This window comes from Pseudomonas sp. Colony2 (genome assembly GCF_019382755.1).
Lineage (GTDB): Bacteria > Pseudomonadota > Gammaproteobacteria > Pseudomonadales > Pseudomonadaceae > Aquipseudomonas.
Genome location: NZ_CP080030.1, coordinates 1,020,166 through 1,040,638, shown reverse-complemented (window position 1 = coordinate 1,040,638; position 20,473 = coordinate 1,020,166). Strand labels below are relative to the sequence as shown.

The 20,473-nt window shown below is 60.5% G+C and carries 22 protein-coding genes and 1 tRNA gene; 17 read left to right on the top strand and 6 right to left on the bottom strand.

What is annotated here, in order from left to right:
* The first annotated feature begins 1 nt into the window (after position 1).
* The 9 genes from JV201_RS04210 to JV201_RS04170 are packed head-to-tail and all read left to right on the top strand — an operon-like array spanning position 2 to position 7,720.
* The gene (locus JV201_RS04210; RefSeq protein ID WP_219406554.1) at positions 2–931 is read left to right on the top strand and encodes a MerR family transcriptional regulator; all 930 of its coding nucleotides are present in this window, start codon (positions 2–4) and stop codon (positions 929–931) included.
* Positions 932–2,377 (top strand): deoxyribodipyrimidine photo-lyase, encoded by a 1,446-nt coding sequence (gene phrB / locus JV201_RS04205; RefSeq protein ID WP_102368131.1) that lies wholly within the window; start codon positions 932–934, stop codon positions 2,375–2,377.
* Positions 2,370–2,792, top strand: coding sequence for a nuclear transport factor 2 family protein (locus JV201_RS04200; RefSeq protein WP_008432282.1), 423 nt, complete (start codon positions 2,370–2,372; stop codon positions 2,790–2,792). The genes phrB and JV201_RS04200 overlap by 8 nt, the downstream gene beginning before the upstream one ends.
* On the top strand, positions 2,789–3,571 hold the full coding sequence (locus JV201_RS04195; protein ID WP_177070177.1) for an SDR family oxidoreductase: 783 nt from the start codon (positions 2,789–2,791) through the stop codon (positions 3,569–3,571). The genes JV201_RS04200 and JV201_RS04195 overlap by 4 nt, the downstream gene beginning before the upstream one ends.
* A complete protein-coding gene (locus JV201_RS04190) occupies positions 3,568–4,815 on the top strand; it encodes an NAD(P)/FAD-dependent oxidoreductase (RefSeq protein ID WP_003208423.1) in 1,248 nt (415 codons plus the stop codon). The genes JV201_RS04195 and JV201_RS04190 overlap by 4 nt, the downstream gene beginning before the upstream one ends.
* Complete coding sequence (locus JV201_RS04185; protein ID WP_003208422.1) at positions 4,812–5,618, top strand: DUF1365 domain-containing protein; 807 nt, start codon at positions 4,812–4,814, stop codon at positions 5,616–5,618. The genes JV201_RS04190 and JV201_RS04185 overlap by 4 nt, the downstream gene beginning before the upstream one ends.
* A complete protein-coding gene (locus tag JV201_RS04180; RefSeq protein WP_219406553.1) occupies positions 5,605–6,876 on the top strand; it encodes a cyclopropane-fatty-acyl-phospholipid synthase family protein in 1,272 nt (423 codons plus the stop codon). Before JV201_RS04185 ends, JV201_RS04180 begins: the two co-directional genes overlap by 14 nt.
* A complete protein-coding gene (locus JV201_RS04175; protein ID WP_219406552.1) occupies positions 6,869–7,360 on the top strand; it encodes a DUF2878 domain-containing protein in 492 nt (163 codons plus the stop codon). The genes JV201_RS04180 and JV201_RS04175 overlap by 8 nt, the downstream gene beginning before the upstream one ends.
* Before the next feature lie 54 nt (positions 7,361–7,414).
* Positions 7,415–7,720 carry a YkgJ family cysteine cluster protein gene (locus JV201_RS04170; protein WP_003208416.1) on the top strand — a complete coding sequence of 102 codons (306 nt, stop codon included), beginning with the start codon at positions 7,415–7,417 and terminating at the stop codon, positions 7,718–7,720.
* Positions 7,721–7,857: 137 nt separating this feature from the next.
* Here the strand turns inward: JV201_RS04170 and JV201_RS04165 are convergent, their stop codons facing one another.
* The 6 genes from JV201_RS04165 to hemA form a co-directional block, all read right to left on the bottom strand.
* Positions 7,858–8,376, bottom strand: a complete 519-nt coding sequence (locus JV201_RS04165; RefSeq protein WP_003208415.1) for an acyloxyacyl hydrolase — start codon at positions 8,374–8,376, stop codon at positions 7,858–7,860.
* A 112-nt stretch (positions 8,377–8,488) separates the two neighbouring features.
* Positions 8,489–9,283 carry a glutamate racemase gene (gene murI / locus JV201_RS04160; protein ID WP_219406551.1) on the bottom strand — a complete coding sequence of 265 codons (795 nt, stop codon included), beginning with the start codon at positions 9,281–9,283 and terminating at the stop codon, positions 8,489–8,491.
* Positions 9,276–10,031, bottom strand: a complete 756-nt coding sequence (locus tag JV201_RS04155) for a molybdopterin-synthase adenylyltransferase MoeB (RefSeq protein WP_219406550.1) — start codon at positions 10,029–10,031, stop codon at positions 9,276–9,278. The genes murI and JV201_RS04155 overlap by 8 nt, the downstream gene beginning before the upstream one ends.
* On the bottom strand, positions 10,028–10,855 hold the full coding sequence (gene prmC, locus JV201_RS04150) for a peptide chain release factor N(5)-glutamine methyltransferase (RefSeq protein WP_003208408.1): 828 nt from the start codon (positions 10,853–10,855) through the stop codon (positions 10,028–10,030). Before prmC ends, JV201_RS04155 begins: the two co-directional genes overlap by 4 nt.
* A complete protein-coding gene (prfA, locus tag JV201_RS04145; RefSeq protein WP_003208405.1) occupies positions 10,856–11,938 on the bottom strand; it encodes a peptide chain release factor 1 in 1,083 nt (360 codons plus the stop codon). It lies immediately after the preceding gene.
* A complete protein-coding gene (hemA, locus tag JV201_RS04140; RefSeq protein WP_008432265.1) occupies positions 11,935–13,224 on the bottom strand; it encodes a glutamyl-tRNA reductase in 1,290 nt (429 codons plus the stop codon). Before hemA ends, prfA begins: the two co-directional genes overlap by 4 nt.
* A gap of 274 nt (positions 13,225–13,498) precedes the next feature.
* Here hemA and JV201_RS04135 point away from each other — a divergent pair, with 274 nt between their 5' ends.
* From JV201_RS04135 to ychF, 8 genes are all read left to right on the top strand, one after another.
* The gene (locus tag JV201_RS04135; RefSeq protein WP_008432263.1) at positions 13,499–15,223 is read left to right on the top strand and encodes a tetratricopeptide repeat protein; all 1,725 of its coding nucleotides are present in this window, start codon (positions 13,499–13,501) and stop codon (positions 15,221–15,223) included.
* Between the two features lie 4 nt (positions 15,224–15,227).
* Complete coding sequence (gene lolB / locus JV201_RS04130; protein ID WP_008432261.1) at positions 15,228–15,845, top strand: lipoprotein insertase outer membrane protein LolB; 618 nt, start codon at positions 15,228–15,230, stop codon at positions 15,843–15,845.
* Position 15,846: 1 nt separating this feature from the next.
* Positions 15,847–16,698: a 4-(cytidine 5'-diphospho)-2-C-methyl-D-erythritol kinase gene (ispE, locus tag JV201_RS04125; RefSeq protein ID WP_003208395.1), complete on the top strand. Its 852-nt coding sequence runs from the start codon at positions 15,847–15,849 to the stop codon at positions 16,696–16,698.
* A gap of 36 nt (positions 16,699–16,734) precedes the next feature.
* Positions 16,735–16,809, top strand: a tRNA-Gln gene (locus tag JV201_RS04120).
* A gap of 45 nt (positions 16,810–16,854) precedes the next feature.
* Entirely contained in the window at positions 16,855–17,796 is a 942-nt protein-coding gene (locus JV201_RS04115) for a ribose-phosphate pyrophosphokinase (protein ID WP_003208392.1), read from the top strand.
* Positions 17,797–17,934: 138 nt separating this feature from the next.
* The gene (locus tag JV201_RS04110; protein WP_003208391.1) at positions 17,935–18,534 is read left to right on the top strand and encodes a 50S ribosomal protein L25/general stress protein Ctc; all 600 of its coding nucleotides are present in this window, start codon (positions 17,935–17,937) and stop codon (positions 18,532–18,534) included.
* A 165-nt stretch (positions 18,535–18,699) separates the two neighbouring features.
* Positions 18,700–19,284, top strand: a complete 585-nt coding sequence (gene pth, locus JV201_RS04105; protein ID WP_003208389.1) for an aminoacyl-tRNA hydrolase — start codon at positions 18,700–18,702, stop codon at positions 19,282–19,284.
* A gap of 23 nt (positions 19,285–19,307) precedes the next feature.
* The gene (gene ychF / locus JV201_RS04100; protein ID WP_219406549.1) at positions 19,308–20,408 is read left to right on the top strand and encodes a redox-regulated ATPase YchF; all 1,101 of its coding nucleotides are present in this window, start codon (positions 19,308–19,310) and stop codon (positions 20,406–20,408) included.
* Positions 20,409–20,473 lie beyond the last annotated feature (65 nt).

Below are 20,473 nucleotides of genomic sequence, written 5' to 3'. Positions count from 1 at the left end.
TATGACTTTTCCCCTGCAAGAACCTGGCGAAGACATCGCCGAGGCCATCGAACAAGGCTGGCTGCCGATCCGCGAAGTGGCGCGCCAGACCGGCGTCAACGCCGTGACCTTGCGCGCCTGGGAGCGGCGCTACGGGCTGATCGTGCCCCAGCGCACGCCCAAGGGGCACCGCCTGTTCAGTGCCGAGCACGTGCAACGCATCCATACCATCCTGACCTGGCTCAACCGCGGTGTGCCGGTCAGCCAGGTCAAGAGCCTGATCGACACCGCGCAAGCCACCAGCGAACCGCGGGTGGAAAACGAATGGCACAACCGCCGCCAGCACCTGGTGCAGGCCATCAGCGAACTGGCCGAGCGCCGGGTGGATGATGCCTTCAACCAGGCCATGGCGCTGTACCCGCCGCGCACCTTGTGCGAGCAACTGTTATTGCCGTTGCTCAAGGAGCTCGAACTGCGCTGGCAAGGCCAGTTCGGCGCGCAAATGGAACGGGTATTTTTCTATTCCTGGCTGCGCAGCAAATTCGGTGCGCGGATGTATCACAACAACCGCCAGCTCAACGGCGCCCCCCTGCTGCTGATCAACCATTCCGACCTGCCGCTGGAGCCGCACCTGTGGCTCACCGCCTGGCTCGCCAGCAGCGCCGATTGCCCGGTGGAAGTTTTCGACTGGCCATTGCCGGTGGGCGAACTGGCCCTGGCCGTCGAGCATCTGCAACCCCGCGCGGTACTGCTGTATTCGAGCAAGGCACTCCATACCTCGGTGCTGGGCAAACTGTTGAGCGGCTTCAGTTGCCCAAAACTGATAACCGGACCAACGGTATGCATCCACCAGGCGGAGCTGTCCGTATTAACCCAAGAGATTCCTGAATTGCTCCTGGCCGAAGACCCGCTGTCGGCCCATCAGGTACTGATCCAGCGTGGACTTATTTAAATGCACTTGATCTGGCTGCGCACCGACCTGCGCCTACATGACAACACCGCCCTCGCCGCCGCCGCACAGCGTGGCCCGACAGCGGCCGTCTACCTGATCAGCCCCGGGCAATGGCTGGCCCACGATGACGCGCCGTGCAAGGTCGATTTCTGGCTGCGCAACCTGCAGCGCTTGAGCTCGGCACTGAGCGAGTTGAACATTCCGTTATTGATCCGCCATGCCGACACTTGGGATCAAGCACCTGAAGTTTTGGCAGGCCTGTGCCAGGAACTGTCGGTGGAGTCGGTGCACGTCAATGACGAATACGGCATCCACGAAGAGCGCCGCGACGCCGCCGTGGCCAAGGCCCTCGAAGCTCAAGGCATCACGTTCCACACCTATCTGGACCAGTTGTTTTTCCAGCCCGGCAGCGTGCTGACCAAGACCGGCACCTACTTCCAGGTGTTCAGCCAGTTCCGCAAGGTCTGCTACAGCCGCCTGCATGGCGCCTTGCCGCGTTTGGTCGCCACTCCCAAGGCGCAGGCGCCGCTCACACTCAAAAGCGACGAGGTTCCGGATCACGTCGAGGGCTTCGCTACCCCGAGCGAAGCCTTGCGCGCCCTGTGGCCTGCCGGCGAAGCCGAAGCCCGGCGCCGTCTCGACCAGTTCGCCGACGCACAAATCAGCTACTACAAGGACGAACGCGACTTCCCGGCCAAACCCGGTACCAGCCAGCTTTCGGCCTACCTTGCAGCGGGCGTGGTTTCACCGCGCCAGTGCCTGCATGCCGCGCTGCAAAGCAACCAGGGTGAATTCGAAAGCGGCGACATCGGCGCGATTACCTGGATCAACGAGCTGCTGTGGCGCGAGTTCTACAAACATATTCTGGTGGGCTACCCACGGGTCTCGCGCCACCGCGCATTCCGCCCGGAGACCGAAGCTGTGGCCTGGCGCAACAGCCCGGAAGACTTGAAAGCGTGGCAGGAAGCACGCACCGGCCTGCCGATCATCGACGCCGCCATGCGCCAGCTGCTGGAAACCGGCTGGATGCACAATCGCCTGCGCATGGTGGTGGCGATGTTCCTGACCAAAAACCTGCTGATCGACTGGCGCGAAGGCGAGCGCTTTTTCATGCGTCACCTGATCGACGGCGACCTGGCAGCCAACAACGGTGGCTGGCAGTGGAGCTCGTCCACCGGCACCGACTCGGCCCCGTACTTCCGGATTTTCAGCCCCTTGAGCCAATCGGAAAAATTCGACGGCGAAGGTGTATTTATCAAGCACTGGCTGCCGCAACTGGCGGCGCTGAACAAAAAGGAAGTGCACAACCCCGACGCCGTGGGCGGCCTGTTTGGTGTGGCCGACTATCCTCGTCCTATCGTCGATTTGAAAAAATCCCGCGAGCGCGCCCTCGCCGCTTTCCGCAGCCTGCCTTCACGCCAGGCGGTCGGAGGTGCTTATGAGTGATTTCCTGCGCCGCTTCGCCCAGGTGTTCGCCAGTGTGGACAAGCACAACCTGCACCTGCTCGACGGCCTGTACAGCCAGGACATCAGTTTCACCGACCCACTGCACGAGGTGCACGGGCTACCGGCGTTGCACCGCTACTTCGCCGAGCTGTACGACAACGTGACCCAATTGCGCTTTGACTTCCATGGCTTTGATCAAGTAGCGGAAGGCGAAGGCTACCTGCGCTGGACAATGAGCTTCTGCCACCCGCGCCTGGCCAAGGGCGAAGTGATTCGTGTGGAAGGCTGCTCGCACCTGCTGTGGCGCGACAAGGTGTATCGCCACCGGGATTATTTTGACGCTGGACAGTTGCTGTATGAACACGTGCCGGTCCTTGGCGGTGTGGTCAGCTGGCTGAAAAGGAGAATGGGATGAGCGTTAACCTTCCACGTCGTTACTGGTTGACCGGTGCCAGCAGTGGCATCGGTGCCGAACTGGCGAAGACGCTGCTCGAAAGCGGTGCCCATGTGGCCCTCAGTTCCCGCTCCAAGGCGCCCCTGGAACAGCTTGCCCAGCAATACCCCGGGCAAGTGCTGGTGGTGGCCGGCGACCTGACCAACAGCCAGACCGTGCGCGAGATCGGTGAACACATCGCAGTGGCCTGGGGTTCGCTGGATACGGTGATCCTGAATGCCGGCACCTGCGAATACGTGGATGCCAGGCAGTTCGACGCCTCGATCATCGAGCACGTGGTGCGCACCAACCTGCTGGCCAGCAGTTACTGCATCGAGGCCGCGCTGCCGCTGTTGCGTGCCGGTCATACACCGCACCTGGTCGGTGTGGCCAGTGCGGTGACCTACCTGCCGATGCCCAGGGCGGAAGCCTATGGTGCGTCGAAGGCAGGCCTGCGTTACCTGTTCGAGTCCCTGCGTATCGACCTGTCACCTGAAGGGATCGACGTCACCGTGGTCAGCCCGGGGTTTGTCGACACGCCTCTGACCGCCCGCAATGATTTCCCGATGCCCCTGAGCTGGCCGGCGGACAAGGCCGCGCGACATATCTTCGCCAAGCTGCAAAACCGCCCATTGGAAATTGCCTTCCCTGCCCTGTTTATTGCCGCCTTGTGGCCACTGTCGAAACTGCCGAACCGCGTCCAGTTGATCATTGGCAAACGCATGCTGCGCAGCCCGCCGCCGAGAAAGGACGACCTGTGAAGATCGCCATTATCGGCAGCGGCATTGCCGGGCTGACCAGCGCCTACCTGCTCAGTCGCCGCCACGACATCACCCTGTTCGAAGCGGGCGACCGCATCGGCGGGCACACTCACACGGTGAATGTCACAGTGGAAGGCAAAAGCCATGCGGTGGACACCGGCTTTATCGTGTTCAACGACTGGACCTATCCCAACTTCATCAAGCTGCTGGGGCAGATTGGCGTGACGTACAAACCCACCGAGATGAGCTTTTCGGTGTGCGACCCGAACGCCGGGTTCGAGTACAACGGCAACAATCTCAACAGCCTGTTTGCCCAGCGCCGGAATATTCTGTCGCCGGGGTTCTGGGGCATGTTGCGCGATATCCTGCGCTTCAACCGCCAGGCGCCCCTGGACCTGCAAGAGCAACGCATCAGCGCCGAGATGACCCTGGGCGAGTACCTGCAAGCGGGCGGCTACGGCCAGCGATTTATCCAGCACTACATCGTGCCGATGGGCGCGGCGATCTGGTCGATGTCCCTGGCTGACATGCTCGGGTTTCCCCTGCAATTCTTCGTGCGGTTCTTCAAGAACCATGGCTTGTTGTCGGTGAGCAACCGGCCGCAGTGGTGCGTGATCGAAGGCGGTTCCAGCCGCTATATCGAGCCGCTGACCCAGTCCTTCCGCGAAAATATCCGCCTCAATTGCCCGGTCACCCGGGTTGAGCGCTCAGCCATCGGCGCAGTTATCCACAGCGCCGCCGGCAGCGAGGCATTCGACAAGGTGGTGTTCGCCTGCCACAGCGACCAGGCCCTGGCGTTGCTGGGGGATGCGAGCCTGGCCGAGCAACAGATCCTTGGCGCCCTGCCCTACGCCGACAATGACGTCGTCCTGCACACCGATACCCGTCTGCTGCCCGAGCGCAAACTGGCCTGGGCCAGCTGGAATTACCGCCTGGATGGCCGCGCGCAAAAACAGGCGGCGGTGACCTACGACATGAACATCCTGCAAGGCATCGACAGCACCACCACCTTTTGCGTGAGCCTCAATCAAACGGCGCTGATCAACCCGCTCAAAGTCCTCGCCCGCTACACCTACGCCCACCCGCAATACAGCCTGGCCGCCGTGGCCGCCCAAGCGCGCTGGGAAGAATTGCACGGCACGCAGCACACCTATTACTGCGGCGCCTACTGGGCCAACGGCTTTCACGAAGACGGTGTGGTCAGCGCGTTGCGCGTGGCCAAAGCGTTTGGGGAAGCGCTGTGAACAGCGCACTGTATAGCGGCTGGATTGCCCATCGGCGATTTACGCCCAAGGGCCACGCCTTCCGTTATCGGATTGGCCTGCTGTACCTGGACCTCAGCGAACAGGACGAAGTGTTCGGCTTGTCGCCATTGGCGGGCGAGCGCTGGGCGCCGTTCGCGTTTCGCCAGCAGGATTACCTGCGTGAATTTACCCGTCACGGCATGAGCTTGACCGATGCCGTACGCCAAGAAGTCGGCAAGGCCCTGGGGCGCATCCCCTCGGGCGTTATCTGCCTGCTGACCCAGGCCCGCAGTTGGGGCCTGGCCTTTAACCCGGTGAGTTTCTTCTACTGCTTCGAGGCCGACGGAACGCTGGCCGCGATCCTTTGTGAAGTGACCAACACCCCGTGGCGCGAGCGCTATCACTACGTGCTGCCAGCCCAGGCGCTGCCTGCCGGTGAGCATCAGCACTTCGCCGTGGCCAAGGCGTTTCATGTCTCGCCGTTCTTGCCCCGGGACCTGGAATACCGCATGAGCTTCAGCCCGCCCGCCGCCAGGCTCGGCGTGCACATGGCCGACTGGCAGGGCGAACTGAAAGTCTTTGACGCCACCTTGAGCCTGCAACGCGAAGCGCTGAACCGCGCCAGCCTGCACCGCTACCTGTGGCGCTTCCCGTGGATGACCGCCAAGACCTGCCTGGCCATTTATTGGCAGGCCTTGCGCCTCTTGCTTAAACGCACGCCGATTTTTTCCCATCACGCCGCCGAAGGCGCTTCTCGCACCGCAGTCGGTTACACCAAGGATCGCCGCCATGAAATCCCCTAGCTTATCGGTCAAATCCAACCGCTTGAACGTCAACGGCATGACCGCCGCGCTGCTGCGCAAAGCCGTGCTGCGCCAGCTCGGCCAACTGCGCCACGGCCAGTTGGTGGTGATCGAGGACGGCGAACGGCAAGTCTTCGGCGCACGGGAAGCGCACCTGCTGGGGGAGATCCAGATCCTCGATTCAGCCGTGTGGGGGCTGGTGGCGGCCAACGGCTCCATCGGCGCCGGCGAGGCATTTATCCATGGTTACTGGAGCAGCCCGGACCTGACCGCCGTGGTACGGGTGATGGTCAGCAACCTCGACGTGCTGGATGCGCTGGAAGGTGGGCTGGCCAAAGTGGCGCGGCCCTTCACCCAGGGCCTGCACTGGCTCAACCGCAATACGCGCAAGGGCTCGCAGAAAAACATCGCCGCCCACTACGACCTGGGCAACGACCTGTTCGAGGAATTCCTCGATCCGACCATGATGTATTCGGCCGCGCAGTTCCTCACCGCCGATGACACACTGGAACAGGCACAACTGAACAAGCTGGAACGCATCTGCCAAAAGCTCGCGCTGAAACCGTCCGACCACCTGCTGGAAATCGGCACCGGCTGGGGCAGCATGGCGATTTATGCCGCGCAGCAGTACGGCTGCAAGGTCACCACCACGACCCTGTCCAAAGAGCAGTTTGCCTACACTGAAAAACGCATCGAGGCCCTGGGTTTGCAGAATCAGGTGACGTTGCTGCTGGAGGACTACCGCGACCTGACCGGGCAGTACGACAAGCTGGTGTCGATCGAGATGATCGAAGCCGTGGGCCACCGCTTCCTGCCGACCTATTTCAAACAGTGCGCGCAGTTGCTCAAGAGCAACGGCCTGATGTTGCTGCAAGCCATCACCATTCGCGAGCAGCGCTACGAACAAGCCAAGAGCAGCGTGGATTTTATCCAGCGCTATATCTTCCCCGGCGGCGCCCTGCCCTGTGTACAGAAGATGCTGGAGGTCGTCAGCCGCGACACTGACATGAACCTGCTGCACATGGAGGACTTCGGCCTGCACTACGCGCGAACCCTGCGCCTGTGGCATGAGAACTTTCGCCGCGCCCACAGCCGCCTGACGGAAATGGGCTACGACGAATACTTCCTGCGGCTGTGGGAGTTTTACCTGTGCTACTGCGAAGGCGGCTTTATGGAGCGCACCATCGGCACCGCGCAGATGCTGCTGGCCAAGCCGGCGGCGCTGACCCAGCCACTGCTCGGGCGCTTTGATGCTTAAACCACTGGCAAATGCCGTGCTGTTCCAGTGCGGCTGGTTTGCCTGTGTGCTGGGCGGCGACAGTCTGTGGCTGTTGGTGGGGTTGGCGGTGCTGGTAATCCACCTGCTGTGGATAAGTTCGTGGTCAGCGGAAGGCCAGGTGATTCTTGCCGTCACCTTGTTGGGCACCGTGATCGACACCGTGCTACGAGCATTCGGCGTGTTTCATTTCAGCCTGCCCGGACCGTTGGCACCATTGTGGCTGATCCTGTTGTGGGCATTGCTAGCGACCACGCTACGCCATTGCCTGGCCTGGAGCGCGCAGCCCTGGTGGCTTGCGAGTTTGTTGGGGGCGGTGGGTGGGCCGCTGTCCTATTACGCGGGCAGCCAACTGGCGGGGGTGAGTTTCGGCTATGGCACCGTGCCGACCGTCATCGGCCTGGCGTTACTCTGGGGGATGATTTTTCCGTTGTTGCATTGGGTCGCCAGGCAGTTGGCACATTGACGTCCGTCAGGCCTTTCACACACCTATGAGCCGCTTGCCTTACACTGCGCGCCTATGACCAACATCCCCCATACCCAAATCGCCGAACCTGCCGTCACCTGCTCCACCTGCGCCGCGTGCTGCTGCCAGCTGGAAGTCATGCTGATCACTGATACCGGCGTGCCCGATCGCTTTATCGATACCGACGATTGGGGCGGCGAAGTCATGCTGCGCCTGGATGACGGCTGGTGCGCGGCGCTGGATCGCGACACGATGATGTGCACGATTTACGAGAAGCGGCCGCTGATCTGCCGGGAATTCGAGATGGGCGCGCCGGAGTGCATCGATGAGCGCCAGGGGATTGCGACGGTGTATCGCTGATTTCGGAACCAATGAGTAGCCAATGTGGGAGCGGGCTTGCTCGCGAAAGCGGTGTGTCAGTCAACTGATTCGTGGCTGATATACCGCTTTCGCGAGCAAGCCCGCTCCCACAATGGTTTTGCAGTGTTCTTAAAAAACTACAGTGGCAGCGTGTAGTGCAGCGAATAACTCTCTACACCATCGTTATTGCTGCTGATCCCGGCATTGGAGTAATGGGTGGCCCGAATGCCCACTTCACTGCCACCGACAAAGCGCAAGCCAAAGCCCAGCCGGTCTTCAAACTGGAAAGCCTGGCCGATATTGTTGTCTTCAACCCGCGTGCGGGAGAACACGGCCACACCCACGCCGGCCTCGATGTACGGCTTCACCCTCTCCCCGGCAAACTCATACACAAACACGGGCGAGAACGACAGGCTGCTGACACTGGCGCGCTTGTCACCGTCCCAGTAGGTGTAGGCGCCGCTCCAGTACCCGGTCACGCGCCCCGTATCGGTCTGCCACCAGCTTTTATCCCAGTCCGAGGTCAGCCCCAACCGATAGGTCATGGTCGAATCGCTCGTACTTCCCACCCCAAGTTCCAGGCCTGCCGCCTGTGCGGAAAAAGAGTGCCCCAACATTGCGGCCGCAATCGCAGCCAAACAGAACAAGCGCTTCATAGAGAAACATCCCTTCCGAACGAAGTTGTATGATTTTGTACCGGCTAACTTGCTATAGAAGCTGCCGTATAGCCAGAAGTTCAGCGGATAAAGGCGTTATTTCACGTTTTTTTCACACGCCAAAACTACGCACAACTCCGGGAGATTTCCATAGGGTCGGTAGGATATTTCTTAGATGCTGCGGATCGCCGCTGGTCCAGAACTGTACAGGCGGCGGACTGCCAGTGGCCAGCAGTTCGCGATCACTCAAAAGACGTTGCAATTGACGCGCTACTGCCGCCCCGGTGTCGATCAAAATGATCGTCGGCGGGAGCATCTCGGCGAGCAGGGGCTTGAGGAACGGGTAGTGGGTGCAGCCAAGGATGATGGTGTCGCAACCGGCCGCAATCAGCGGCTCCACGTAGCCTTGCAACAGCAGGCGCAGGGCCGGGCTGTCCAGGTCGCCGGTTTCGATCAGCTCCACCAGCCCCGGGCAGGGTTGGGTGATCACCCGCACATCGGTGGCGAAGCGGTCGAGCAAGGCGGCGAACTTGGCGCTTTGCAGGGTGCCGGTGGTCGCCAGCACGCCGACGACGCCACTGCGGGTCGCGGCAGCCGCGGGTTTGACTGCCGGTTCCATGCCCACCAATGGCCAGTCGGGATAGTCCTGGCGCAAATCGGCAACCGCCGCAACGGTCGCCGTGTTGCAGGCAATCACAAACGCTTTGGCGCCCTTCTCACGGAAGAACGCCGCCACCTGTCGCGAACGATCGAGGATGAACGCCGGGGTTTTCTCGCCGTAGGGGATATTCCCGCCATCCGCCACGTACAGCAGCGACTCATGGGGCAGCAGACGCTGGATTTCGTCCAGCACCGACAGACCGCCGACACCGGAGTCGAACACACCAATCGGCGCATCCTTAACCATGTTGGCTACCGCAGACGCTGCAACCGGGATCGCGCTTGACCCACAACTCGCGAAAACGCGTGGTCAGGGCGTCGATCAACAACAGCCGCCCCACCAGCGGCTCGCCGAAACCGGCCAGCAATTTCAAGGCTTCCAGGGCTTGCAGGCTGCCGACCAAACCCACCAGCGGGCCGATGACACCGGCTTCGCTGCAGGTCAGTTCGGCGTCGCTGCCGTGCCCGTATAAACAGTGGTAGCAGGGGCTTTCGGCGCGACGAGGGTCGAACACCGACAGCTGGCCTTCGAGGCGAATCGCCGCACCGCTCACCAAAGGCTTGCCGGCAGCGACACACACAGCGTTGACCGCTTCGCGGGTGGAGAAGTTGTCGCTGCAGTCCAGTACCACATCGACCGCCGCCACGGCGGCCGCGAGGGAATCCTCATCCAGCGCGCTGCGATGGGCAACCAGCTGTATTTCAGGATTGATCGCGCTCAGGCGGCGAATCGCCGAGTCGACCTTGCTCAGGCCGACGCTATCAGTGTCGTGAATGATCTGGCGTTGCAGGTTGGTCAGGTCGACAGTGTCGAAATCCGCCAAATGCAGCTCACCCACACCCGCCGCCGCCAGGTACAGCGCCACCGGCGAACCGAGGCCACCCAGGCCGACGATCAGCGCGCGGCTGTTTTTCAGGCGCAACTGGCCTTCGATGTCGACATGCTGCAACAGAATCTGCCGGCTATAGCGCAACAGCTCCTGGTCGTTCATCACGGGCGGCGTCCCAACGTGATGCGTTCGTGGCCGCCCAGGTCGATGCGACTGTGGACTTCTTCAAAGCCTTCCCCCAGCAGCAGGTCGCGCACGGCGGGCGCCTGGTCGTAACCGTGTTCCAGCAGCAACCAACCCGCGGCGTCGAGGTGCGCAGGCGCCTGGGCGATGATCAGCCGCAGGTCGTCCAGGCCGTCATGCCCGGATACCAGCGCGCTGGCCGGTTCAAAGCGCACGTCACCGGCCACCAGGTGCGGGTCGGTGTCGGCTATATAAGGTGGGTTGCTGATGATCAGGTTGTAAGTGTGGCCTTCGAGGGCACTGAACCAATGGCTGTTCAGCACCGTGGCGTTGTTCAGGTGCAGGCGCTGGCGGTTGCGTTCGGCCAGGGCCACGGCTTCCAGCACGCGGTCGACCGCCGTGACTTGCCAGGCCGGGCGTTCGCTGGCCAGGGCCAGGGCAATCGCGCCGCTGCCGGTGCCCAGGTCCAGGACCTTGGCCGGTGTGGCAGGCAGCAATTCCAGGGCGGCTTCCACCAGCATCTCGGTTTCCGGACGCGGGATCAGCGTGTGCGGTGCCACTTCCAGGTCGAGCTTCCAGAAGCCTTGCTGGCCGAGGATGTAGGCCACGGGCTCGCCGGCACGACGGCGTTGCAGGTAGTCGGCAAAGGTCAGCGCGTGTTCACTGCTGACGATTTTTTCCGGCCAGGTGTGCAGGTAGCTGCGGGACTTGCCCAAGGCGGCGGCCAGCAACAATTCCACGTCCAGGCGCGCAGTCGGCGAGTCCGGCAGGTCGGCGGCGCGTAACAAACTGGCAATAATGGTCATTTATTCACCTATCGCCGCAAGCTGGTCGGCCTGGTATTCAGCCAACAATGGCTCGATTACCGCATCGACGCCACCGGCGAGGATTTCATCCAGGGAGTACAGCGTCAGGTTGACGCGGTGGTCGGTGACCCGGCCCTGGGCAAAGTTGTAGGTACGAATGCGCTCGGAACGGTCGCCCGAGCCCACCAGCAGCTTACGTTCGCTGGCAATCGCATTGGCGGCGGCGCTGGTCTGCTGGTCATTCAGCTTGGCCGACAGCCAGGACATGGCCCGCGCACGGTTCTTGTGCTGGGAACGTTCTTCCTGGCACTCCACCACGATGCCCGAAGGCAAGTGAGTGATACGGATCGCCGAGTCGGTCTTGTTGACGTGCTGGCCACCGGCGCCCGATGAGCGGTAGGTGTCGACCCGCAGGTCTGCCGGGTTGATCTCGATGGCTTCCTGCTCGTCGGGCTCGGGCAACACGGCCACGGTGCACGCCGAGGTGTGGATACGGCCCTGGGATTCCGTGGCCGGCACACGCTGCACGCGGTGCACGCCGGATTCGAACTTCAGTTTGCCGTAGACATTCTCGCCCTCAACCCGGGCGATGACTTCTTTATAGCCGCCGTGTTCGCCTTCGTTCTCGGACAGGATCTCCACACGCCAGCCGCGACGCTCGGCATAGCGCGAATACATGCGGAACAGGTCGCCGGAGAAAATCGCCGCTTCGTCACCGCCGGTGCCGGCGCGGATTTCAAGGAACACGTTGCGCCCATCGTTCGGGTCCTTGGGCAACAGCATGCGTTGCAGGTCGCCTTCCAGTTCGATCAGCTTGTCCTTGGCCTCTCGCACTTCTTCAACGGCCATTTCGCGCATGTCCGGGTCGCTGTCCTTGAGCAGCGCCTGGGCGCCTTCGAGGTCAGCCTGAACCTTGAGCAACTGTTTATAGGTGCCCACGATCGGTTCAACTTCCGCGTATTCCTTGGAATAGGTGCGGAACTTGGTCTGATCGGAGATGACCTCGCCATCGCCGAGCAAGGCGGTCAGTTCTTCGAAACGGTCCTGAAGGACGTCCAGTTTATTGAGCAGTGACGCTTTCATTGCGGTTTTTTATCCGAAGAGCTTTCTGTCGCGCCCTCACCGAGGGCAAAGAGTTCCTGGGCCATGGCCAGCGCATCGAGGCGGCCTTCGGCGGTAAGCTTTTTCAACTGGACACTGGGAGCGTGCAACAACTTGTTGGTCAGGCCGCGCGCCAACTGCATCAGCACGTCTTCGGCGCTGCTGCCGTTGGCGAGCATACGCTGGGCCTTGATCAATTCCTCGTCCCGCAGGCGTTCGCCTTGCTGACGGTAGGCCTTGAGCACGTCCACTGCCGCCAGTTCACGCAGGCGCACCATGAAATCGTCGGCACCGGTGCTGACCATTTCCTCGGCAGCCTGGGCAGCGCCCTGGCGACTCTTGAGGTTTTCGGCGACCACTTCGTGCAGGTCGTCGACGCTGTAGAGGTAAACGTCGTCCAACTCGCCGACTTCAGGCTCGATATCCCGGGGAACGGCGATATCCACCATGAAGATCGGCTTGTGCTTGCGCAGTTTCAGGGCGCTTTCCACCGCGCCCTTGCCGAGGATCGGCAACTGGCTGGCAGTAGAGCTGATGACGATGTCGCTGCGCACCAGCTCGGCCGGGATGTCGGAAAGCAACACCGCGTGGGCACCGAACTGCTCGGCCAGGATGCTGGCGCGTTCCAGGGTACGGTTGGCGACGACAATGCGCTTTACGCCCAGTTCGTGCAGGTGGCGGGCGACCAGGGTGATGGTCTCGCCGGCGCCGATCAGCAGGGCCTGGCTGCGCTGCAAGTCACTGAAAATCTGTTTGGCCAGGCTGACGGCGGCAAACGCCACGGACACCGGGTTTTCACCGATGGCGGTGTCGGTGCGCACCTGCTTGGCGGAGTTGAAGGTGGCCTGGAACAGGCGCCCCAGCAGCGGGCCGATGGTGCCGGCCTCGCGGGCCACGGCGTAGGCGGACTTCATCTGGCCGAGAATCTGCGGTTCGCCCAACACCAGCGAATCCAGCCCGGAGGCGACGCGCATCATGTGACGAACTGCCGCATCTTCTTCGTGCACATATGAGCTTTGGCGCAGCTCATCGAGGCTCAAATGGTGGTAATCGGCCAGCCAGCGCAGCACCACATCCGCTGAAAGATGTTCCTGCTCTATATAGAGCTCGCTGCGATTACAGGTCGAAAGGATCGCAGCTTCGCGACTGTCGGTGAGCCGGCAGAGCTGCTGCAAGGCCTCAACCAACTGCTCGGGAGTAAAAGCCACGCGCTCGCGGACGTCTACAGAAGCAGTCTTGTGGTTAATACCGAGTGCAAGGAAGGCCATTCAATATCGCTGATGATGTCGGGAAGCCGACAATTGTCCTACTTCGAATGATTCAGAACAACCACCGTAGGCTATTGTCCTAGTAGCTTACGCCTATAAAGGCCATCTGTAGGAGCGAGCTTGCTCGCGATGGTCGTTAACGATAACGCTGGCTTACGGGATAAAACGCGTTGTCCTCTGGTTCTTCGCGAGCAAGCTCGCTCCTACACGGTTATGTTTGGCCGAAGGCTTGTGTCATGATGATCCGACCGCAGGTTAGTCGTCCTCTTCCTATATGAATAGATCTTCCGCGTTGCTCCTTGCTTTTGTCTTTCTCAGCGGCTGCCAGGCCATGGCACCCGTGTCGCCGGACGGTACGCCGCCGGTAGAAGACAGCACCCCCGCCCCTGAAAAGCCCAAGGTTTATTCCTCGTTCAGTGAAGAGACGATCTTCAGCCTGCTGAGCGCGGAGCTGGCCGGCCAGCGCAATCGTTTCGACATTGCCCTGGATAACTACGTGACCCAGGCCATCAATACTCAGGATCCGGGGATTTCGGAGCGGGCGTTTCGCATCGCCGAGTACCTGGGCGCCGATCAGGCGGCCCTGGACTCCTCGCTGATCTGGGCGAAAAACGCCCCGGACGATCTCGAGGCACAACGGGCAGCGGCCATTCAACTGGCCCGCGCCGGGCGCTATGACGACTCCATGGTGTATATGGAGAAGGTCCTGCAGGGCAAGGGCGACACGCATTTCGACTTCCTCGCGCTGTCGGCCGCCGACACCGATCAGGACACCCGCAACGGCCTGATGAAGAGTTTCGACCGCCTGCTGCAAAAACACCCGAACAACAGCCAGCTGATTTTCGGCAAGGCGCTGTTGTTGCAACAGGATGATGAGCCCGAGGCTGCGCTGAAGCTGCTGGAGCAACACCCGCCGGAAGAGGGCGAGATCGCGCCGATCCTGCTGCGCGCCCGCCTGCTGCAAAACCTCAACCGCGGCAAGGAAGCGATTCCGCTGCTGGAAAAAAGCATCAAGAAGTACCCGGGCGACAAGCGCCTGCTGCTGACCTATGCCCGCATGCTGGTTGAACAGGACCGCATGGAAGACGCCAAGGTGCAGTTCGCCAACCTCGTGCAGCAATACCCGGACGATGACGAATTGCGCTACTCCCTGGCGCTGGTGTGCCTGGAAGCCAAGGCCTGGGATGAGGCCAAGGGTTACCTGGAAGACCTGATCGCCCGCGAGAGCCACGTGGATTCGGCGCACCTGAACCTGGGCCGCATCGCTGAAGAGCGTAACGACCCGCAGGCTGCATTGCTTGAATACGCTCAGGTCGGCGCCGGCAATGACTACCTGCCGGCGCAACTGCGCCAGGCCGATATCCTGATGAACAACGGCCGCACCGACGAGGCGGAAAAACGCCTGGCTGCCGCACGGGATGCCGAACCGGACTACGCGATCCAGCTGTACCTGATCCAGGCCGAGACCCTGTCGGCCAACAAGCAGGGCGATCGCGCCTGGAAAATCCTCCAGCAAGCCTTGCTGCAATATCCGGACGACTTGAACCTGCTGTACACCCGCGCCATGCAGGCGGAAAAACGCAATGACCTGGCGCAGATGGAAAAAGACCTGCGCCTGATCATCAAGCGCGACCCGGACAATGCCATGGCACTGAACGCCCTGGGTTACACCTTGTCCGACCGTACAACGCGCTACGCCGAAGCCAAGGAGCTGATTGAAAAGGCTCACCAGCTCAACCCGGAAGACCCGGCCGTACTCGACAGCCTCGGCTGGGTGAATTACCGCCTGGGCAACCTGGACGAAGCCGAACGCTTGCTGCGCCAGGCGCTGGAGCGCTTCCCCGACCAGGAAGTCGCCGCACACCTGGGCGAAGTGCTCTGGGCCAATGGCAAGCAGCGTGAAGCGCGACAAATCTGGGAGAAGTTCCTCAAGGAACAGCCCGAAAGCCCAATCCTGCGCAGCACCATCAAGCGCCTGACCGGATCCGAGACCCTTTAATTTTATGTTTTTGCGCCACGTTATCGTTTTCAGCTTTATTGCCCTGCTTGCCGGCTGTTCCGGTCTTGGCACCCGTGAATCTGTCGAAGGCCCGGGCAACCCGGCGCAGTGGCAGCAGCACAAGGATCAACTGAGCAGCCTTGATGGCTGGCAGATCGAGGGCAAGGTGGGCATTCGCGCCCCGAAAGATTCGGGCAGCGGCACCTTGTTCTGGCTGCAACGCCAGGACTATTACGACATTCGCCTGTCTGGCCCGCTGGGCCGCGGTGCGGCACGCCTGACCGGCCGGCCGGGGCAAGTCAGCCTGGAAGTGGCCAATCAGGGCCGCTATGAAGCGCCAACGCCGGAAGCCCTGCTGGAAGAACAGATGGGCTGGAAACTCCCCGTATCGCACCTGGTGTGGTGGGTACGCGGTCTTCCTGCGCCAGACAGCAAGAGCCGCCTGAGCCTCAATGGCGACAGCCGCCTGGCTTCGCTGGAACAGGATGGCTGGCAGGTCGAATACCTGAGCTATGTGCAACAGAACGGTTACTGGCTGCCCGAGCGCATCAAGCTGCATGGCACCGACCTTGACGTCACGCTGGTGATCAAGGACTGGCAACCGCGCAAGCTGGGGCAGTGAGATGAACGAGCAACGCCTGACCCTGCCCTCCCCGGCCAAACTGAATTTGATGCTGCACATTCTCGGTCGCCGTGAAGACGGCTATCACGAGTTGCAGACGATTTTTCAATTTCTCGACTACGGCGATGAGCTGACCTTCGCCGTTCGCGATGACGGCGTGATCCAGTTGCACACCGAATTCGACGGCGTGCCTCACGACAGCAACCTGATTGTGAAGGCCGCGAAAAAACTCCAGGAACAATCCGGTTGCCCACTGGGCATCGACATCTGGATCGAAAAAATCCTGCCCATGGGCGGCGGCATCGGTGGCGGCAGCTCAAATGCCGCAACGACATTGCTCGGCCTGAATCACTTGTGGCAACTGGGTTGGGACCACGATCGCCTGGCGGCGCTGGGCCTGACACTGGGCGCGGACGTCCCGGTTTTCGTGCGTGGGCACGCCGCTTTTGCCGAAGGCGTGGGGGAGAAACTCACCCCTGTAGACCCCGAAGAGCCGTGGTATGTCGTGCTTGTTCCGCAAGTATCTGTAAGTACAGCAGAAATTTTTTCAGATCCACTGTTGACACGTAACTCTCCTCCCATTAAAGTGCGCCCCGTTCCCAAGGGAAACAGTCGAAATGACTGCTTACCGGTTGTAGCAAGGCGTTATCCAGATGTACGTAACGCTTTGAATTTGTTAGGTAATTTTACCGAAGCAAAATTAACCGGAACTGGAAGTTGTGTGTTTGGGGGCTTCCCAAGCAAAGCTGAAGCTGATAAAGTCTCGGCCCTTCTTACAGAGACCCTTACAGGGTTTGTAGCAAAGGGAAGCAACGTTTCGATGTTGCATCGCAAGCTGCAAAGTCTGCTCTAAAGGAACCGAGTACTGGGTACTCGTTGCAACAGATACAGGGGCGTCGCCAAGCGGTAAGGCAGCAGGTTTTGATCCTGCCATGCGTTGGTTCGAATCCAGCCGCCCCTGCCATTTTCTATACTCATCCAGGTTACCCTCAGCCTCTAGGTACTGCGCGTGTCCAAGATGATGGTCTTTACGGGGAATGCTAACCCCGATCTGGCTCGGCGTGTTGTACGTCAGCTGCATATCCCTCTCGGTGACATCTCTGTCGGTAAATTCTCCGACGGCGAAATTACAGCCGAGATCAATGAAAACGTCCGCGGTAAAGATGTCTTCATTATTCAGCCGACTTGCGCTCCGACCAACGATAACCTGATGGAACTCGTCGTGATGGCTGATGCCTTCCGCCGCTCCTCAGCGACTCGAATCACAGCTGTAATCCCTTACTTTGGTTATGCCCGTCAGGATCGCCGTCCGCGTTCCGCACGTGTGGCTATCAGCGCGAAAGTCGTTGCTGACATGCTGACCGTGGTAGGTATCGACCGTGTTCTCACGGTTGACCTGCACGCTGACCAAATCCAGGGGTTCTTCGATATTCCGGTAGATAACATCTACGGCTCCCCCGTCCTGGTGGATGACATCGAAGACCAGCGCTTTGAAAACCTGATGATCGTGTCCCCGGACATTGGTGGCGTCGTGCGTGCACGGGCTGTTGCCAAATCCCTGGGCGTGGATCTCGGGATCATCGACAAACGCCGCGAGAAAGCCAATCACTCTGAAGTGATGCATATCATCGGTGATGTCGAAGGGCGTACCTGTATTCTGGTTGATGACATGGTCGACACCGCCGGCACCCTGTGCCACGCGGCGAAAGCCTTGAAAGAGCACGGTGCAGCAAAAGTCTTCGCCTACTGCACACACCCTGTGCTGTCGGGCCGAGCGATCGAGAACATCGAGAACTCAATGCTGGACGAACTGGTGGTGACTAACACCATCCCGTTGTCCGCTGCCGCTCAAGCCTGTTCGCGTATCCGTCAACTGGATATCGCACCGGTAGTTGCCGAAGCGGTTCGCCGCATCAGCAACGAAGAATCGATCAGCGCGATGTTCCGTTAAGGGTCAAACCTTAGCAGCATCAACCTGACGAAAAGCGCCCCGCCCCAGCATTCTGTTGGGGCGGGGCTTTTTTGCCCATATCGCCTTTAGCGCTGGTCGCAAACGCTAGGGCGAATGTGGTTATTTTGGAGATACAACATGAACGATTTTACTTTGAATGCTGAACTGCGTTCCGACCTGGGGAAAGGTGCGAGCCGCCGCCTGCGTCGTCTCGCAAGCCTGGTTCCAGCTGTAGTTTACGGTGGCGAAAAAGCCCCTGAATCCATCAGCATGCTGGCTAAAGAAATCGCCAAACTGCTCGAAAACGACGCGGCTTACAGCCACATCATCGAGCTGAACGTTGGCGGCACCAAGCAGAACGTCATCATCAAGGCACTGCAACGTCACCCAGCTAAAGGCCACGTGCTGCACGCTGACTTCGTACGCGTAGTAGCTGGTCAGAAACTGACCGCTATCGTGCCTGTGCACTTCGTTGGTGAAGAAGCTCCGGTCAAGAAAGGCGGCGAAGTTTCGCACGTTATCGCCGAGATCGAAGTGACCTGCCTGCCGAAAGACCTGCCTGAGTTCATCGAAGTCGACCTGTCGGCTCTGGAAATCGGCGCAATCGTTCACCTGTCCGACCTCAAGGCTCCTAAAGGCGTTGAGTTCGTTGCACTGGCTCACGGTGACGATAAAGCTGTTGCAAACGTACACGCTCCACGCGTTGCACCAGAAGCTGAAGAAGGCGCTGCAGAGTAATTCACTCTGTAATGCCGGAGCTTGAGGAAACATCGCGGACCGGAACGTAGCGAGAAAGCGGGCGAGAATGCGAAGTTGGCCTCTAACGGTTAATGAGTTTTTGTCGTCCACTTTCGCCGCACCAACGGCGATGTTATCCACAACTCCAAAGGAAGGGCCCCTGTCGTGACTGCCATTAAACTGATCGTTGGCCTGGGAAATCCAGGCGCCGAATACGAACAGACCCGGCATAACGCGGGGGCCCTTTTTGTTGAGCGCATCGCCCACGCCCAAGGCGTCAATCTTGTGGCCGATCGCAAATATTTCGGCCTGACCGGACGCTTTTCGCATCAGGGTCAGGATGTTCGTCTGTTGATTCCCACCACCTACATGAACCGCAGCGGCCAGGCTGTCGCGGCGCTTGCGGGCTTCTTCCGGATCAAACCCGAAGAAATCCTGGTGGCCCATGACGAACTAGACCTGCCACCCGGCGTTGCCAAGCTCAAGCAAGGCGGCGGCCATGGCGGGCATAATGGCCTGCGCGACATCATCGCGCAGTTGGGCAATCAGAATACGTTCTACCGCTTGCGGCTTGGCATTGGCCACCCGGGCGTTGCCAGTATGGTTTCAAATTTCGTCCTGGGTCGTGCGCCACGCGCCGAACAGGAAAAACTCGATGCCAGCATCGATTTTGCCCTCGGCGTGCTGCCGGATATCTTCGCCGGTGAATGGAACCGTGCGATGAAAAACCTGCACAGCCAGAAGGCCTGACTCTTTACCCGAGGGGAAACACCATGGGATTCAATTGCGGCATCGTCGGCCTACCTAACGTCGGCAAGTCCACCCTGTTCAACGCCCTGACCAAATCCGGTATTGCGGCGGAGAACTTCCCCTTCTGCACCATCGAACCGAACACCGGTATCGTGCCGATGCCCGATTCACGCCTGGACGCCCTGGCGGCCATCGTGAATCCAAAGCGCATCCTGCCGACCACCATGGAGTTCGTCGACATCGCGGGCCTGGTAGCCGGCGCTTCGAAAGGTGAAGGCCTTGGCAACAAGTTCCTCGCCAACATCCGCGAGACCGATGCCATCGCCCACGTGGTCCGCTGCTTCGAGGATGAGAACGTGATTCACGTCTCCAACAGCGTCGACCCGAAACGCGACATCGAGATCATCGACCTGGAACTGATCTTCGCCGACCTCGACAGCTGCGAGAAGCAACTGCAAAAGGTCACGCGTAACGCCAAGGGCGGCGACAAGGACGCAGTGGTCCAGAAAGCCTTGCTGGAGCAGTTGATTGCCCACTTCACCCTGGGCAAGCCGGCACGCAGCCTGATGAAGAGCATGAGCGCCGACGAGAAAGCTGTGATCAAGGGCTTCCACCTGCTGACCACCAAGCCGGTGATGTACATCGCCAACGTGGCTGAAGACGGTTTCGAGAACAACCCGCTGCTCGACGTGGTCCTGGCCATTGCCGAAGAAGAAGGCGCGATGGTTGTTCCGGTGTGCAACAAGATCGAAGCGGAAATCGCCGAGCTGGAAGACGGCGAAGAGAAAGACATGTTCCTCGAGGCCCTGGGCCTGGAAGAGCCTGGCCTGAACCGCGTGATCCGTGCCGGCTACGAAATGCTGCACCTGCAGACCTACTTCACCGCCGGTGTTGAAGAAGTACGCGCCTGGACCGTCAAGGTCGGTGCCACTGCCCCGCAAGCGGCTGGCGTGATCCACACCGACTTCGAAAAAGGCTTTATCCGCGCCGAAGTCATCGCCTACAACGACTTCATCCAGTTCAAGGGTGAAGCCGGTGCCAAGGAAGCCGGTAAATGGCGCCTGGAAGGCAAGGAATACATCGTCAAGGATGGCGACGTGATGCACTTCCGCTTCAACGTATAAGCTTTACCTGCGGCCTATGCCGCAAAACAAAAAGCCGATGCACTGCATCGGCTTTTTTGTGGGCG